Source organism: Micromonospora sp. SH-82 (assembly GCF_051132485.1).
Taxonomy (GTDB): Bacteria; Actinomycetota; Actinomycetes; order Mycobacteriales; family Micromonosporaceae; genus Micromonospora.
Genome location: NZ_CP148049.1, coordinates 5,821,019 through 5,837,236 on the forward strand (window position 1 = coordinate 5,821,019; position 16,218 = coordinate 5,837,236).

Below are 16,218 nucleotides of genomic sequence, written 5' to 3' on the forward strand. Positions count from 1 at the left end.
CGGCCCGCGCCCGGTTCGCCGGGGACGGGAGGTCAGAGGAGGTGGAGTTCGCGGGCGCGGCGGACGGCTTCGCGTCGGCGGGTGGCGTCGAGCTTGCGGTAGATGTTGCGGACGTGGGTCTTGACGGTGTTCACCGACACGGAGAGCTCACCGGCGATCTCCACGTTGGACAGGATGCTCTGCAGGTAACGCAGGATGGTCAACTCCCGCTCGGTGAGTGGTTCGGCCAACCCCGGGACCGCCGCCGGGACCGCCCCCGACGCCGGGGCGTCGAGGACTCCGAGCAGGTCGGTGACCGTCACCCAGTGGGCGGTTCCGGTGTCGAGGTGGGCGGCGAGGAGGTCCCGCACGCCGGGGGTCCCCTGGAGGAACGCCCGCCGGTACCCGTCCGGGGCGGCCAGGTCGAGGATCCGCTCCAGGAGCCGCCCGGCTCGCCGGGGGTCGCCGTCGGCGCGGGTCAGGACGGCGTCGAGCAGCCCGGCCTCCAGGCGTACCGGCAGCGGCATCCGGTCGGCGTCGGGGCCGTCCCAGTCCGGTAGCGCGCGACGGGCGGCCCGCTGGTCCCCGGCGAGCAGTTCGACCCGGGCCAGCGCCACCGACGCGGCCTGCGCCCCCGTCACGGCGGTTCCGGCCACCGTCCCGGCTGTCCCGGCCTGCGTCCCGGCTGTCCCGGCTGTCCCGGCCGTCGCGGGCTGTGCCTCGGCCGTCGTGCGGGTGAGGTCGGTGAGGAGGTGGCGGGCGGCGGCCAGGTCACCCCGGGCGGCCAGCAGGTCGGCCTCGGTGACGCGGAGCAGTTCGGCCAGCTCTCCGGCGGCGGGCAGGTCGGCCACCACCTCCCGGACCCCGGTCAACAGCCGGTGGGCGGTGACGAGGTCGCCCGTGGCGCAGAGCAGTGGCACCCGGCAGAGGACGACGAGCACGCCCGGCACCGGGGTGTCGGTGGCCGGGCCGGCGAGCGCCACCATCGCCGCCGCCTCCTGCGGGAGGTGTCGGTGCAGGGCGACGACGGCCAGGGCGAGATGGGCGTACGCACAGTCGGTTCGTCCGGTCCACCCCTGGCAGACCGGGAGGTCGAGCAGTTCCCGGGCGGTCCGCTCGGCGGCCCCCAGGTCACCCCGAACCGCCTGGAGCAGGGCGATCCGGCCGGCGCAGACCAGCTCGGTCCGCCCCCACCCGCCGGCCCGGGCCGCCTCACCGGCCCGACCGAAGTGGTCCAGTGCCCCGGTCAGGTCGCCGTCGGCGAGATCGAGGAGACCGAGGGCCACCCCGGCCACTGCCCGGGCTCCGAGCGCCGGACCGTCGCGACCGCCCCGGAGCGGATCGGCAGCGTCCGAAGCTCCGACAGGATCGACAGCGTCCACAGACCGGACAGGATCGGCGGAGTCGGCAGGATCGGGGGAGGTCGAGGCGAGGAGGCGGTGGGCCAGGGCCCGCGCGGCGGGGCGGTCGTCGGCCTGCCGGGCCAGGGTCAGCTCCAGCGCCGTCACCACCGGCGGCTGCCGGGTCGACGTCGACACCACCCGGGCCGGGTCGACGGCGATGGTCAACGCCTCGGTGGCCCCGGCGGCGTCACCGGCGCGTACCCGCTCGACGGCGAGGGCGAGGGCGAGCCCCGGGTACCTGTGCAGCGCCTCGGGCGGTGGCGGGACCGGGACCGGGACCGGACAGTCGACGTCGTCCCCGTCGTACGGGATCAGGTCCGGCCACTGGTGGGTCACGAGGGTGACCGCCCGTTCCCACTCCCCCGCCGCCAGGGCGTGCCGCAGCGCGTCGGCCGGACGGGCCCGGTCGGCGTACCACCCGGCGGCCCGCCGGTGCAGGTCGGTGACCTGGTCGTCGCCGACCCGACCCAGTTCGGCGCGGAGCAGGTCGGCGAGCATCGGGTGGTACCGGAACCACTGTGGGGTGCCCTGGTCGTGGTGGAGGAACCCACCGTCGCGGGCCAGCGCGGCCAGCACCTGGTCGGCGTCGGCCCGGTCGGTCAACGTGACGGCCAGGTCGGCGCGGACCGTGGGGGTGACGGCGCACCGTCGCAGCACGTCGCGGTCGCGTGGGTCGAGTCCGTCGAGCAGCTCGGTGCCGAGGTACCCGGCGACGTCCGGATGGTCGCCGCCGAAGCGCCGTACCCACCGGTCCGGGTCGGAATGTCCCCGCAGCGCCAGCGCGGCGAAGCGCAGCGCGGCGGGCCAACCGGCGGTCCGGTCCCGCAGCCGGGGGACGGTGGCCGCCGGCAGGTGTACGCCGTGTGCGACGAGAAGGTCGGCGACCTCGTCGTCGGTGAAGGCGAGCAGGTCGGGGCCGAGTTCGGTCAGTTCACCGGTCAGCCGCAGCCGGTGCAGGGCGGGTGGCAGGGCCTCCCGGGCTCCGATCACCAGCCGGAGCCGCCCCTCGGCGTGCCGGACCAGGAACTCCAGGCCGGCGGGCACCGACGGGTCGACGACCCGGTGGAGGTCGTCCAGGACCAGCACCACCTGCCGGTCCGCTGCGGCGAGGGCGGCCGCCAGGGCGTCCAGGCGCGCGGGACCCGACAGGTCCACCGGGACTGTCGCTGCGGCGGCCAGGTACGCCCAGAACCGTTCGCCGCTGTCCCCGACCTCGACGGAGAGCCAGGCGGGTGCGGTGGCACCGCCTGTCGGATGGGCGGCCCGCGCCCAGGAGGCGAGCAGGGTGCTCTTGCCCCAGCCGGCGGGCCCGGTGACCAGGGTGACAGTCGCCCCGGCCCCCCGGTCCAGCTCGTCGAGGAGGCGGGGCCGGACCAGCAGCGGCTCGGGGGGTGGGGGCGGGGACAGCCGGGACGTGAGCAACGGCGGCGTCGTATCGGTGCTGCTGCCGTCGTACGGCATCCGGCCCTCCCCAGGGACACGTCGGTGGTGCGGCCAGCCGGTTACCCGCGCCAGACGGCTTCACCCCTTCCGGGGGAGACCCGTTCACCCGTACCCGTCGGAGGCTGGAGGGACCCCGGGCGGCCGGTCCTCGCGGATCGGCTGTCCGGTCTGCGGCCGGTACGACCGGAGGGGCAGGTGGGACGAATGGGACCGAGGAGCAGGGGCGGGTTGATGGTGGTGGTCGCCGCCGTGGGGATGGCGGCCGGTCGGGCGTTGGTAGCGGCCGGTCGGCGGCACGGCCGACGGCGCGCGGGGGCGGCCGGGGCGCACCGGTGGCAGGTGGTGACAGTGGACCGCTCCCCCGCCGAGGTGTTGCCGGGCGGGGTGTGGCCGGAGCCGTTGCGCCGCCTCGACGGGGCGGTGGAGGTGCAGGTCGGACCCGCTCCCGGGGCGCGCGGCACGGAGTTGGCGGCCCGGTTCCGGCCGGGCGGCCCTCCGCTGCCCGGTCTGGCCGCCCACCTCGTCGGCGACGATCCCGAACTACTGCTCCGCCGGACGTTGTTGCAGGTCAAGCAGCTCGCCGAGACCGGTGAGCTGCTGCGCAGCGAGCGGAGCCCGTTCGACAGGCCCGACGGGTCGTCCCCGGGGACGTCCTGATGCGGGCACTGTGTTGGGCCGGTGCCGAGGGGCTGGCGGTACGCCGGGTGCCCGACCCGGAGCTGCGCAACGCCCACGACGTGATCGTCCGGGTCCGGCGCAGCGCCACCTGCGGGGCGGACCTGGCGCTGTTGGCCGGGGCCGGACCCCGGCTCGGCGTCGGCGACGTGCTGGGGCACGAGTTCCTCGGTGAGGTGGTCGAGGCCGGGCCGGAGGTACGCCGCCACCGGGTCGGCGACCGGGTGGTGGTCTGCTCCACCGTCTCCTGCGGCGGGTGCTGGTACTGCCGTCGGGGGCTCTACTCCTGCTGCGACAACGGCAGCAGCACCGAGGCTGTGGTCGCCGAACCGCCGTGGGGTGCGCCGACCGGGGGCTGCTACGGCCATCCCCGGTCGACCGGTGGGTTCGCCGGATCACACGCCGAGTACGTCCGGGTGCCCTACGCCGACGTGGGGGCCTTCGCCGTACCCGACGGGGTCGACGACGACCGGGCGGTGTTCGCCTCGGACGCCGCGCCGACCGGGTGGCTCGGCGCGGACCTGGGCGGGGTGGGACCGGGTGACGTGGTGGCGGTCTGGGGGGCGGGGGCGGTGGGTCAGCTGACCGCGTTGGCGGCGTTCATGCGCGGGGCGGAGCGGGTCGTCGTGGTCGACCGGTACGACGACCGGCTCCGGATGGCCGAACGCACCGTCGGGGCGGAGACGCTGCACCTCGGACGGACCGACGTCGCGGCGGAGCTGCGGGAACGCAGCGGCGGTCGGGGTCCCGACGTGTGCGTGGAGGCCGCCGGGGAGAGCGGGACGGGCACCCGGCCCCTCACCGGCCGTCTCGGTGCCCGGTCCGCGGACACCCTTGCGGTACGCGAGGCGGTGCACGCCTGCCGCAAGGGCGGCACCGTCGCCGTCCTCGGCGCTGCCACCGGGTTCGTCGACGCGTTCCCGCTCGGGGCGGTGCTGCACAAGGGACTGACCGTACGGAGTGCCCGTCAGCACGGGCAGCGCTACATCCCCCGGCTGCTGGAGTTGATGGCCCGCGACGAGGTCCGCACCGAGCACCTGGCCACCCACCGGCTTCCGCTGGAGCAGGGGCCGGTGGGGTACGACCTGTTCCGGACCCGCTCCGACGGGTGCGTACGGGTGGTCTTCACCCCACAGGAGCGGGCCCGTTGTCGTTGATCCGGAAGTAGCTGACCGGCTGCGCGTCGCCCGACTCCTCCAGGATCAACCCGGACCGGGCCGAGTGCCGCAGGTACGCCGAGCTGTTGCTGAACAGGTAGACCTGCCTGCCGTCCCGGGTGACCGGGGTGACGTCGAACTGCTGGTGCCGGTCCTGGGCGTTGCAGGCGGCACCCTCGACGATCAGCGGCCGGCCGCCGCCGGGGTTGCGCGCCACCCAGCACAGCGGGGTGGTGCTGCTCCGCTTGTACGCCTTGACCAGGTACTTCTTTCCCCCGATCGGGGTCGGGGCGAACAGTTGCCGCCCCTCGTCGCCGTCGACCTCGGCCAGGCGTCCACCGTCGAGGAGCGACACTCCCCCCTCGAACGACTCGGTCCGGACGATCGTCCCCCACCGCTTCCCGGTCAGCACCGGCGGGAGGGCCGACGTCGCCGGTGCGGGTGCCGTCGACCTGCCGACGGCGTCGGGTCGGCCGTCCGAGTTCGCGATGCCCACCTCCCTCTCGCCGACCGAGACTCCCCTCCCCGTCTCCTGCTGGCCGCCCTCAGTGGCGGGGGCGCCCGGGCCACCGGCGACGCACGCTCCCAGGGCGCCGGTCAGCACCACCAGTCCCGCACCGCCGAACCATCGCTTGATCGACATGTCTCGTCTCCTCCGTCGGCACCGGGCCGACCGTCGTCGTGATCTACCGTCGTCGTCCGGGGGTCTCATCGTCGAGACGTCCGGACCGTCACCGTGGTTGCAGCAGTCGTCCCGAATCCTTGCCCGCGCACCGTCAGGCGGCGGTGAGGATCTCGTAGAGGTCGGGCCGGCACTGAAGCGCGGCCTGCCGCAACGCGGCGACCCTTGCGGTCTGGGTCTGCTCCGGCATCCCCCGCAGGGTGGTCAGGGCCGCCTCGGTCAGTTCCCGTCGAGCCGGTGACACGTGGTCGTCCGGGGTCGGGTCCGCACCCCGCAGCCAGAGCCCGGCGGCGGACCGGGCGGCGTCGAGCCGGTCCCAGCCCGCCAGGTCGTCGGCGGCCGGGCCGCAGGCCGTCGTACCGGCCCCGTCGAGGAGCATCGCCTCGATCGTCGCACCCCCGGTGGCGATCGAGGTGGGGCCGAACATGACGATCTCGACGGGAACGACGTCCGCCGGCCGCTCGGCCGTGTCGTCCCGCTCGTCGACCACCTGGACGACGGCGGTCGGGGCGTCCGGGAGCCGACCGAGTCTCCGCAGGGCCTCCCGGGCCGGTCCGACGAGCTCCGGCAACGCCCCCTGGTAGAGCCGGACGACGCAGACCCGGGGCGTCCCGTCCGCGCAGACCAGCGCCGAGGCCTGCGGATCCGGGCGGACCCCCTGACCGTCCGAAGGGACCACCACCAGGGCCACGACCAGGGCGAGGGCGGTCGGCACCGCGGCGAGCCGCCGGACCCGCCGGGTGTCGGCGAGGCTCAACACCAGCCCGGTCACGGCGACGGCACCGAACAGGACCAGCTGACCCGCCACCGCCCCGGGGTCGAGCCGGGAGTATCGGTCGGTCTCGCCGAGATACCCGGGCAGCAGCAACGGGACCGGACCGGGGCCGACCGCCCGGAGCCCGACCGTGACGGCGACCGCGACGACGCACAGCAGCGGGGCTGTCAGTCGGGACGGGGCCACCTGACCGACGCCGAACCCGAGCAGTGCGGCCCCGGCCACGGCGACGGTGCCGACCAGCCCCGGCCAGTACCACCCCGGCGGTTGGTAGGAGGCGTTCGACCAGACGCCCGGCAACATCCCGACGCCCATCGCGGCGTACCCACCGGCGAAGCAGCCGACGATCGTCACCAGGCGGGCCGCCAGGCGGGCGGGTTTCGGACGGGGGGTCGCCGCCACCAGGTCGGTCATCCGCGCAGCGGCCTCCCGACGACCGAACCAGGCACCGCAGGCCAGCGCCAACGGCCAGAGCCCGCCGACCGACGCGTAGTGCGCCAGGACCACCGTCATCCACAGTCCACTCCACCGGTCCATGTCGGTGAGCAGGGCACCGGCGACGGCGAGGAAGCCGAGCGCCACCCCGACCACCGAGGTGCGGCTCAGCTCGACGAGGAGGACCCGGCCGAGCACCTTCACCTTTGTCACTTCGATCCCTCCTGGTCACGGTGGCGACGCAGCAGTGCCGCGTACCCGCGTTCGAGGACACCGCCGCCGACCTCGGGGGCGGCACCGCCGGTCGCGGCGGCGGTCACCTCGGCCACCGGGCCGTGGAAGGCCAGCCGCCCCGCGTCCAGGAGCACCACGTCGGTGCAGGCGGCGGCGACGTCGTCGACCACGTGGGTGGCGACCACCACGCAGGTGTCCCGGCCGAGGTCGCGCAGCAGCTCCAGGGCCCGGGCCCGCTGCTCCGGGTCGAGACCGACGGTCGGCTCGTCGAGCAGCAGGAGGGTGGGGTCACCGACGACGGCCTGGGCCAGGCCGACCCGGCGCAGCATCCCGCCGGAGAGGGACCGCAGGGTGCTCCCGGCCCGCGACGTCAGGTCAACCCGGTCGATGGCCCGCTGCACCGCGTCCGGTACGTCACGGGCGGGCACCTCCCGCAGCCAGGCGACGTACTCGACGAACTCCCTGACGGTGTACCACCGGTAGTGGCCGAACTCCTGCGGGAGGTAGCCCAGCCCCCGGCGGACCTCACGGAGGTCCCCGCCCGCGTCCACCGCCTGGCCGAGCAGTTCCAGGTGTCCGGAAGCCGGTCGGGCGACGGTGGCCAGCGCCCGGATCAGGGTGGTCTTACCGGCCCCGTTCGGGCCGAGCAGCCCGTGCACCCCGAACCCGAGCCGCAGGTCGAGATCGTCGACGGCGAACCGGCGACCGGCACGGACCCGCAGTCCACGGGCCTGGACCGGCCAGGCGTACGTCGTCGGTGCCGTCTCCTCGGCACTCACCGTACGGATCATCAGCGCTCCTGTCGGGGTCACCGGTAGCTCACCGGGTGGCGGAAGGCGTGTCGGGAGAGGACGAAGGCGATGGTGGCGAGGACTGCGCAGACCGCCCAGACGGGGGTGGTGTCCGGGCCGAGGACCGCCGGGAACCCGTCCCAGACCAGGCTCGGGGCCACCACGGCGGCCACCCATCCGACGGTCGCCAGGACGGCGGCCGGACCCACCCCGACGTACGCGCCGAGGGTGAGGGTGCCGGTCACCACGACCAGGCTCGGCAGCAGCCACAACGCCGGTGCGGTGCCGACGACCACCCCCGCCACCGCAAGGGGCGGCAGGACGACGAGCAGGACCACCAGCGTCCGGCGCAGCACCATCCCCAACCCGGCCCGGGGAGCGCTGCCCACCAGTTCGTGTGCGGGATCGAGGCGTCGACTCCAGGAGGTCGCCACCCCCAGGACGGGGACCAGCGGCGCGACGAGCAGCAGGACCGAGGGCCGCCCCGGATCGACCGGGAGGGTGGCGGCGATCAGGTCCATCGCCATCGCGACGAACGGAACGAGAACGCTCGTCAGCAGCCAGGGCAGGGACGCGGGTGCCGCCCAGCGGGACAGCACCGGCCACCGGCGACGGCGTACCGGCGGCTCGGCGCGGACCACCGGGGCCACCTCCGCCCACACCTGGTCGACGAGTTCGCCGACCGAGGGGGCGTGGTCGACGGCGGCGTCGGCCAGTCGGGCGCGGCACGCGGCACACCCGTCGAGGTGCACCTCCACCGCCCACAGGTCGTCGGGGGGCAGGTCGACCTCGGTCGCGTACCTGTCGAGCAGGGCCTGTGACGGGTGACCGGCGGTCACGACAACACCTCCCGCAGCAGCAGCCGGGCCCGCCGGGCCCGGGTCTTGACAGTGCCCTCGGGGACCCCGAGCAGCACCGACGTCTGTCGTACGGAGAGCCCGTCGAGCACCATCGCCTGCACCACCTCACGAAGTTCCGGGGCGAGTTCACGGACCGCCCCGGCGACCGGGTCGTCGAGCACCCGCCCGACGACCACCTCCTCGGCCGCCGGGGAGGTCGGTTCGACGGTGGTGACCGGCCGCGACGACGCCTCCTGTCGGGCCCGAGCACGGAACCGGTCGACCAGTCGGCGGGCCGCGATGGTCCACAGCCATCCGGCCGCGCTCCCCCCACCCGCCCTGCCGCCGTAGGACGCCGCCGACCGCCACACGGCGACGTACGCGTCCTGCATCACCTCGGCGACCACGTCGGGGTCGGCGCACCGGCGGCGCAGCCGGATCACCAGCCATGGCGCGGTACGCCGGTAGAACTCCTCGAACGCGCCCTGGTCCCCCCGGGCGACGCGGCGCAGCAACGCCTCGTCGTCCGGCTCGGTCCCGCCGCTCTTCCCGCCCACTCTCACGCCCTCCCAGACGACCACCGGGGCCGTCCGGGTTCTCTCCCCGATATGACCTGGGCCACTTCTCCTTCCGGCGAGCGGTGTCCCGGAGTCGGTGACAGACTCGGCGGATGCGCGACGACCGGCCGTACGATCTCGTCCTGTTCGGTGCGACAGGGTTCACCGGAGGACTCACCGCCGAGTATCTCGCCCGGCACGCCCCGGCGGACCTGCGGTGGGCCCTCGCGGGTCGCAACCCGGAGAAGCTGGCCCGGGTCCGGGACCGGCTGACCGACGTCGACCCCGACCTGACCGGGCTGCCGCTGCTCACCGCGGACGTCACCGACGCCGACTCGCTGCGTACCGTCGCGGAGGGCACCCGGGTCCTGGCCACCACCGTCGGTCCCTACGTCCACCACGGTGAGCCGCTGGTGGCCGCCTGCGCCCGGGCCGGGACCGACTACCTGGACATCACCGGGGAACCGGAGTTCGTCGACCTGATGTACCTGCGCCACCACGCCGAGGCCGTCCGCACCGGCGCGCGGCTGGTGCACGCCTGCGGATTCGACTCGGTCCCCCACGACCTGGGGGTCTGGTTCACAGTCACCCACCTGCCCGACGACGTGCCGATCACCGTCGACGGATACGTCCGCGCCGGTGGCCGGTTCTCCGCCGGCACCTACCACTCGGCGCTCACCGCGTTCTCCCGGACCGGGCCCGCCGCCCGGGTGGCCCGGCTCCGGCGGGAGGCCGAACCACCCCCCACCGACCGGCGGGTCCGGGCCGTACCCGGGAAGGTGGGGCGGTCCACCGAGGCCGACGGCTGGGTGGTCCCGATGCCCACCATCGACCCGCAGGTGGTCCGCAGGTCGGCGGCGGCCCGCCCCGAGTACGGCCCGGACTTCCGGTACCGGCACTTCGCGGCGGTACGGCGGCTGCCCACGGTGCTGGCCGGCGCGGTCGGGCTCGGCGGGCTGATGGCCCTGGTGAAACTGCCACCCACCCGACGGTGGCTGTTCGGTCGGCTCACCTCCGGGCAGGGGCCCACCCCGCAGCAGCGGGCGAAGTCCTGGTTCACGGTCCGGTTCGTCGGGGCCGGTGGCGGGCGGCGGGTGGTGACCGAGGTGTCCGGCGGTGACCCCGGCTACGACGAGACGGCGAAGATGCTCGCCGAGTCCGCCCTCTGCCTGGCCCTGGACGACCTCCCGAGCACCGCCGGACAGGTCACCCCGGTCACCGCGATGGGCGACGCCCTCCTGCACCGCCTCACCCGGGCCGGCCTCACCTTCCGCCTCCTGACGTAGGGAGGGTCCTCGTCGACGCCTGCGGTGAGGTGGGCACCCCGCCTCGCATCCCCGTCCCACAGCCCCGCTCGGGGGTGGACCCTCGACCTGGTCGAGGTGGCAGGATCAGCGGCGTGGGAACCGACCTGCACAGCATCGGCGAGTTCGCCCGCCTCAGCGGACTGAGCGTCAGCGCCCTGCGCTTCTACGACCGGTCGGCGGTCCTCGCCCCGGCCCGCGTCGACCCGGTCACCGGTTACCGGTGGTACACCCGGGAGCAGGTGTGGCCCGCCCGGCTGGTGGCCGGACTGCGCCGGGTCGGCATGCCGCTGGCCGAGATCACCGCCGTCCTGGACCACCGCTACGATCCGCCCGCCGCCCGTCGACTGCTCGACGCCCACCTGCACCGTCTGGAGGCCGGGTTGACCGACGCCCGGCGGGAGCTGTCCCGCGTCTGCGACCTGCTCGAACCGCCCCCGGCGACCACCACCCGGCTGGCCCTGCGCCCCCTCGACCTGGCCGCCGCCCTCGACGCGGTCCGGTTCGCCGTCGGCACCGACCCCGACCTGCCGATGCTGGGCGTGGTCCTGTTCGACGTGGAGCCCGACGGGGTGCGCCTGGTCGCCACCGACAGACACCGGATGGCCTTCGGGCGGGCCCGGGGTCAGGTCACCGGCCCACCGGCACGGATACCGGTGCCGGTCGCCGCCGTCGACGCCCTGCGCGTCCTGCTCACCACCGGGACGGCCGAGAACACCGTCGAGGTCGAGGTGGGTGGGGGCGCCCTCACCGCCCGGCTCACCGGCGGAGAGGTCCGCGCCGAAGCCTTGGCGTACGACTTCCCCGACTACCACCGACTGCTGCGTCGTACGGTCGACGACCGGCCGGTCCGGCGCGTACCGGTGGACGGGTCGGCCCTGGCGGTGGCGCTGCGGGCCGCTCCCACGGTGACCCGGGAGCACGCCGGGGTGACCCACCGGGTGACGGTCCTCGGCCTCGACGACCGGGCCGGGGTGCGCCCGCTCGGCGTGGACGAACTGACCGTGTCCGGGGTGGACCTGCGGGTGGGGGTGAACGGCGGGTACCTGCTCGACGCGTTGGACGCCGCCGACTCCCCGCGTCTCGTCCTGGAGCTCGACGGCCCGATCGGCCCCCTGGCCGTCCGCCGCGTCGAGGACCCGGACGTCTTCTCCATCCTCATGCCGATCCGCCTCTGACGCGGGTAGGGAGGCGAGCAGGTCATGCGGCAGAGGAAGAGGACCGCCGAGCCGGGCCGGGCGTGGCGGTAGCTCGGCCGAGCCCCGTGGGCTGACCGGCCCACCCGGGCGGACGGTAGCATCGGGGGGTTATCACCTGGCCGTCCGGACGGAGGCGCACGGAGCAGCATGCTGGACATGGAGTTGATCCGTAAGGATCGCGAGGCGGTCGCGACCGCACTGGCCAAGCGGCTGGATCCGGCCGAGGTCACCCGGGCGCTCGACGAGATCGGGCAGCTCGACCGGGACCGGCGCAGCCTGATCACCGAGATCGACGCCGAGCGGCAGCGCCGCAAGGCGGAGGCCCGGGCGTACGCGGCGGCGAAGCGGGCCGGCACCGAGCCGGAGGTCACCGCCCCGGAGGCGGGGCGCCGGCAGGTCGCCGAGTTGGAGGCGCAGCTCGACGAGGTGCAGTCCCGGCTCAACGACCGGATGAGCGAGCTGCCCAACCTGCCGGCCGAGGACGTGGTCCCCGGTGGCAAGGAGGCCAACCGGGTGGTCAAGGTCTTCGGTGCGCCGCCGGTCATCGACAAGGTCCGCGACCACGTGGAGCTGAGCCGGGCGTTGGGCCTGGTCGACTACGAGCGTGGGGTGAAGCTCGGCGGGTCCGGTTTCTGGATGTACACCGGGCCGGGTGCCCGGTTGGAGTGGGCACTGCTCAACTGGTTCGTCGACCAGCACATCGCGGCGGGGTACGAATTCCTCCTCCCGCCGCACCTGCTGCTCGACTCCGCCGGGTACGCCGCCGGCCAGTTCCCCAAGTTCTACGACGACGTCTACCACCTCTCCGCCGACAGCGCCCCACGCGGCCAGTTCCTGCTGCCCACCAGCGAGACGGCGATCCTCGGGGCGTACCAGAACGAGATCCTGGAGACGGCGAAGCTGCCGCTGAAGGCGTTCGCGTACACCCCCTGCTACCGGCGGGAGTCGGCCGGAACCCACTCCGACGAGCGCGGCACCGTTCGCGGGCACCAGTTCAACAAGGTGGAGATCTTCCAGTTCACCCTGCCGGAGCAGGCCGACGGGGCGCTGGAGGGGATGCTGGCGCACGCGGAGAGCCTGGTCGAGGGGCTCGGCCTGCACTACCAGCGCAGCCTGCTCTCCGCCGGTGACGCGAGCGCCTCGATGCGCAAGACCCTCGACATCGAGGTGTGGATGCCGAGCACCGGCAAGTACAAGGAGGTCTCCTCGGTCTCCTGGGCCGGTGACTACCAGGCCCGCCGGGCGGGCATCCGGTACCGCGAGCCGGGCGGCAAGCAGACCCGGTTCGTGCACACCCTCAACGGTTCGGCGCTGGCCACCAGCCGCCTGTTCCCGGCGATCCTGGAGCAGTACCAGCAGGCCGACGGCTCGGTGCTGGTCCCGGAGGTGCTCCGCGACCGCCTCGGCACCGACCGCCTGACCCCCCGCTGACCCACCCCACCCCCACCCCTCCCCCACCCCCAGCCCGCAGCCGTGATCAAGGGATTTGCGTCAGGTCAGTGCCCGTTCCTGACGCAAATCCCTTGATCACCGGGGTGGAGGGACCGGGTGGAGGGGGCGGAGGGACCGGGTGGAGGGGGTCCGGTGGGGTTTCGTGGGGTCAGCGGGTGGCGGGGACCAGGCGTAGGGCCAGGGCCGGGCAGACCTTGACGGCCTTCGTCGCCCCCTCCTTCAGCCAGGTCGGCACCGGAGTGGACGGGAAGGCGGGGTAGCCGTTGTGGTCGAGGCGGATGAAGTCCGGCAGGACGTGCGCGCAGAGCCCGTGACCGTCGCACCGGGACCAGTCCAGGGCGAGCTTCTGCGGGTTGCCGTCGGGTGCCCCGGGCAGCCCCATCATCCCCTTGACCCGCTTGCCGCAGCCCTCTCCGGTGGTGTGCAACCGCAGGTCCTCGACGAAGACCTCCATTGCGGAGAGCGCGAACCGGGAGGTGCCGTCGGGATGGCTGCACGCCCCCCGTCCCTTCACGTCACCGGCGGCCGCCCGGACCACCTCCACCGGCGCGCTGCCGGAGACCGCGAGGTCGACGGCGCGGGCCAGGTCGGGTAGGCCCGCCTTGCACGGCCCGCACTGACCGGCCGACTCGGCGGCCAGGTAGCGGACCACCTGGGCGGCCTCGCCCAGCGGGCAGGTGTCCTTGCCGAGGGGGACGATGATGCCGGCGCCGAGGGTCCCCCCGACGGCGGCCAGCCCCTTGCGGGACACCTCCGCGACCTCGGCCGCCGCCCAGGTGATCCACCGTCCGTGGTAGCCGCCCAGCAGGATGCCCGGCCCTTCGGGCACCTCGCAGAGGTCGAGCACGTCACGGAGCCGGGTCCCGGCGGCACACTCCACCACCGCCTGCCGCTTCGCCGACCCGGTGATGGTCAACAGCACGGTGCCCGGTTCGTCGTCGGTGCCGAGGGCCGCGTACTCGTACGGGCCGAGCCGGGCGGCGATGGCCACCTGGGCGTACGTCTCGGCGTTGGACAACAGGGTGGGCAGGTTGTTGACGCCGGAGTCGCTGGAGCGCTTCTTGGTGCCCGACGGGATGTGCGGCAACCCGTTGATCCCGTTGATCAGCGCACCTCCCTCACCGGAGATGAACCGGTGCGGCACCGTGACGATGCTGGTGGGCACCGGCATCGGGCGCTCCTCCAGGGCCAGGGTCAGCGACTCGCGGCCGATGTCGTCGTCGGCCACCCCGATGACGATCTCCTCCGCGTCGAGGGCGTACGCGGCCAGCGCCGCCCCGTCGAGGATCAGGTGCGGGGCCCGGGTGAGCAGCACCTTGTCCTTCCAGGCTGCCGGTTCCCCCTCGGTGGCGTTGACCACGACCACCGGGGCGAGGTCCTGACGTTCGCAGGAGTCGAGGACAGCCCGGAACTTCTTGGCGAACGGGAAGCCCGCCCCGCCCTTGCCCTTGAGTTGGATCGCTTCGAGCAGTTGGAGCAGGGTGGCCGGCTCCATCGGCCCGATCGGCCCGTGCACCTGTTCGTGGGCGCGCAGGTCGAGTCGGCCGAACTCGGCGAATCCGGCGGTGAGCCGGGGTTCCCCCACGCAGGCCACCGGGGGCACCGTCGTACGCATCGTCACTTGGCTTCACCTCGCAGCCCCGCCCAGTAGGCGCCGTCCACAGCGTCCGCGTCGGCACGGCGGCGGCCCTTGGACCGGCTGTCACCGGAGGCCCGCTGCTTGCGACGGGAGGCGAGGTCGACGAGGGTCGGGGTGTCGTCCGTCGGCAGGTCGTCGTCGGGAACGTACCGGCCCGGCGGACGCCAGTAGTCGGGGACCTCCTCCGGCACCTCGTCTTCGACGCTGTGCCGCCCGCTGCCGCTGCGCGGGGCCGACGAGATCGGGTCGCGGGGGGCCGACGAGATCGGGTCGGCGGAGATCGGGTCGATCTTCTCCCAGCGGCTCGGGCTGTCCCACGGCTCCTCGGGCAGGTCCGCCGCTGGCGGGGCCGAGTACCGCTGCCGGGCCTCGACCCGGGGCCGCGACGACCGACGGGAGACGACCTCGCCGTCGTCGGCGGCGCGGCGGCGTCGTGACGGCCGCTCGCTGTCCCGGCGGGCCACCGGGGCCAGGTCGTCCTCGTCGACGCGGCGACGCGGCGAGTCGTCCTCGTCCCGGCGACGGGACGTCGGTTCCAGGTCCTCCTCGGTACGCCGACGACGGCTGCCCCGCTCGTCGGTCACCCGGTCGAAGAGTTCGGTGTCGTCGTCGACTCGCCGACGGGGGCGGTCGTCGTCGCGGCGTACCCGCTCCTCGGTCCGGGCCGCCGGGGCGTACTCCTCGTCTCGGCGACGGACCGATTCGCGCAGGGTGCCGGGCTCGGGCACCACCGGAACGGCGAACCGGTCCGGGTCCTGCCGCCGTGCCGTACCACCGGTGGTGGACCAGCTGCCGGTGGTGGTGTCGGACCATCCGGCGGCGCGGTCCCGACCCTTCCCCCGGTCCTTCCTCTCGCGGCTGTCGCCCTTGCGCCCGGTCAGGTTGGCCAGGAGGTTACGGCCGAGGCCCTCGTCGCCGGCCTTGCCGGTGATGGCCTTGTTGAGGGCGGCGGCCTGACTCTGCTCCCGGCTGCGCTGGCCGAGGGTCACCGAGAGCCGGACGATGAGCGCGACCACCACGAACAGGACGCACGCCAGGTAGCTCAGGGTGACCCAGGTGGCGGCCACCCGACCGGCGTTGAGGCCGTGGAGGAGGGCGAACGGCCAGGCCACGTACGCCCCCGAGTGCAGGGCACGCCAGAGCCACCGGGGTCCGGCCCCGGCGAACCTGACCCGGATGAGGCCGGTCCACAGGACGCTCACCATCAGGAACGAGGCCACGGTGCCGAGGCCGACGTAGAGGCCCCATCCGCCGACGAACGGCACGAAGATGTCGGTGACCCCGGCCCGCCCGATCGCGATCTTGGTAATGACGTGGAAGATCAGGCCGCCCACGCCGATGATGCCGGTCGCCCGGTGGGCGGACTGCAGGAGCACCCGGTGCGGGATCTTCAGCACCAGGCGGTCGGTGGCCAGTAACCCCATCATCACGGTGAGGCTGAGCGCCACCAGGGCGATCACCCCGGAGAAGAACTCGGTGAAGAAGAAGGAGTACGCGTAGACCATCTGACCGAGGCTGGTGAGCATCGCGCCGGCCCAGAGCAGGGCGATCACCGACCCGATCAGCACCATGACGGTGGTCGGCGAAAGGCTTCTGCCTCCTCTGCTGCTGGTCATCGTGCGAACGGTCGTGGCCTTGTCGTTCGTCTTCACCC

Annotated in this window: 13 protein-coding genes; 5 read left to right on the plus strand and 8 right to left on the minus strand. The window is 74.2% G+C overall.

Going from position 1 to position 16,218, the window contains the following annotated elements:
- Positions 1-32: 32 nt before the first annotated feature.
- The gene (locus WHN02_RS25520; RefSeq protein WP_434741186.1) at positions 33-2,843 is read right to left on the minus strand and encodes a LuxR C-terminal-related transcriptional regulator; all 2,811 of its coding nucleotides are present in this window, start codon (positions 2,841-2,843) and stop codon (positions 33-35) included.
- A 237-nt stretch (positions 2,844-3,080) separates the two neighbouring features.
- Between WHN02_RS25520 and WHN02_RS25525 the strand changes: the two genes are divergently transcribed.
- Together WHN02_RS25525 and WHN02_RS25530 are read left to right on the plus strand one after the other, a co-directional pair.
- Positions 3,081-3,482, plus strand: a complete 402-nt coding sequence (locus tag WHN02_RS25525; RefSeq protein WP_434744068.1) for a hypothetical protein — start codon at positions 3,081-3,083, stop codon at positions 3,480-3,482.
- Positions 3,482-4,657, plus strand: coding sequence for an alcohol dehydrogenase catalytic domain-containing protein (locus tag WHN02_RS25530; RefSeq protein ID WP_434741187.1), 1,176 nt, complete (start codon positions 3,482-3,484; stop codon positions 4,655-4,657). The genes WHN02_RS25525 and WHN02_RS25530 overlap by 1 nt, the downstream gene beginning before the upstream one ends.
- On the opposite strand, the gene WHN02_RS25535 is transcribed toward WHN02_RS25530, so the two are convergent.
- The 5 genes from WHN02_RS25535 to WHN02_RS25555 all read right to left on the minus strand — a co-directional run bounded on the left by WHN02_RS25535 (position 4,626) and on the right by WHN02_RS25555 (position 8,970).
- Positions 4,626-5,300: a hypothetical protein gene (locus WHN02_RS25535; RefSeq protein ID WP_434741188.1), complete on the minus strand. Its 675-nt coding sequence runs from the start codon at positions 5,298-5,300 to the stop codon at positions 4,626-4,628. The genes WHN02_RS25530 and WHN02_RS25535 overlap by 32 nt on opposite strands.
- Before the next feature lie 133 nt (positions 5,301-5,433).
- Positions 5,434-6,762 (minus strand): hypothetical protein, encoded by a 1,329-nt coding sequence (locus WHN02_RS25540; protein ID WP_434741189.1) that lies wholly within the window; start codon positions 6,760-6,762, stop codon positions 5,434-5,436.
- Complete coding sequence (locus WHN02_RS25545; RefSeq protein ID WP_434741190.1) at positions 6,759-7,574, minus strand: ATP-binding cassette domain-containing protein; 816 nt, start codon at positions 7,572-7,574, stop codon at positions 6,759-6,761. Before WHN02_RS25545 ends, WHN02_RS25540 begins: the two co-directional genes overlap by 4 nt.
- Positions 7,575-7,591: 17 nt before the next feature.
- On the minus strand, positions 7,592-8,413 hold the full coding sequence (locus WHN02_RS25550) for a zf-HC2 domain-containing protein (protein ID WP_434741191.1): 822 nt from the start codon (positions 8,411-8,413) through the stop codon (positions 7,592-7,594).
- Positions 8,410-8,970, minus strand: a complete 561-nt coding sequence (locus tag WHN02_RS25555) for an RNA polymerase sigma factor (protein WP_434741192.1) — start codon at positions 8,968-8,970, stop codon at positions 8,410-8,412. The genes WHN02_RS25550 and WHN02_RS25555 overlap by 4 nt, the downstream gene beginning before the upstream one ends.
- Positions 8,971-9,083: 113 nt before the next feature.
- On the opposite strand from WHN02_RS25555, the gene WHN02_RS25560 reads away from it, so the two are divergent.
- The 3 genes from WHN02_RS25560 to serS all read left to right on the plus strand — a co-directional run bounded on the left by WHN02_RS25560 (position 9,084) and on the right by serS (position 12,904).
- Positions 9,084-10,256, plus strand: coding sequence for a saccharopine dehydrogenase family protein (locus WHN02_RS25560; protein WP_434741193.1), 1,173 nt, complete (start codon positions 9,084-9,086; stop codon positions 10,254-10,256).
- A gap of 125 nt (positions 10,257-10,381) precedes the next feature.
- Positions 10,382-11,452: a MerR family transcriptional regulator gene (locus WHN02_RS25565; protein ID WP_434744069.1), complete on the plus strand. Its 1,071-nt coding sequence runs from the start codon at positions 10,382-10,384 to the stop codon at positions 11,450-11,452.
- 168 nt (positions 11,453-11,620) lie between these two features.
- Positions 11,621-12,904: a serine--tRNA ligase gene (serS, locus tag WHN02_RS25570; protein WP_434741194.1), complete on the plus strand. Its 1,284-nt coding sequence runs from the start codon at positions 11,621-11,623 to the stop codon at positions 12,902-12,904.
- Positions 12,905-13,073: 169 nt separating this feature from the next.
- On the opposite strand, the gene WHN02_RS25575 is transcribed toward serS, so the two are convergent.
- Positions 13,074-14,540, minus strand: coding sequence for an NADH-ubiquinone oxidoreductase-F iron-sulfur binding region domain-containing protein (locus WHN02_RS25575; RefSeq protein ID WP_434744070.1), 1,467 nt, complete (start codon positions 14,538-14,540; stop codon positions 13,074-13,076).
- A gap of 2 nt (positions 14,541-14,542) precedes the next feature.
- Positions 14,543-16,180, minus strand: coding sequence for a hypothetical protein (locus tag WHN02_RS25580; RefSeq protein ID WP_434741195.1), 1,638 nt, complete (start codon positions 16,178-16,180; stop codon positions 14,543-14,545).
- Positions 16,181-16,218: the final 38 nt, after the last annotated feature.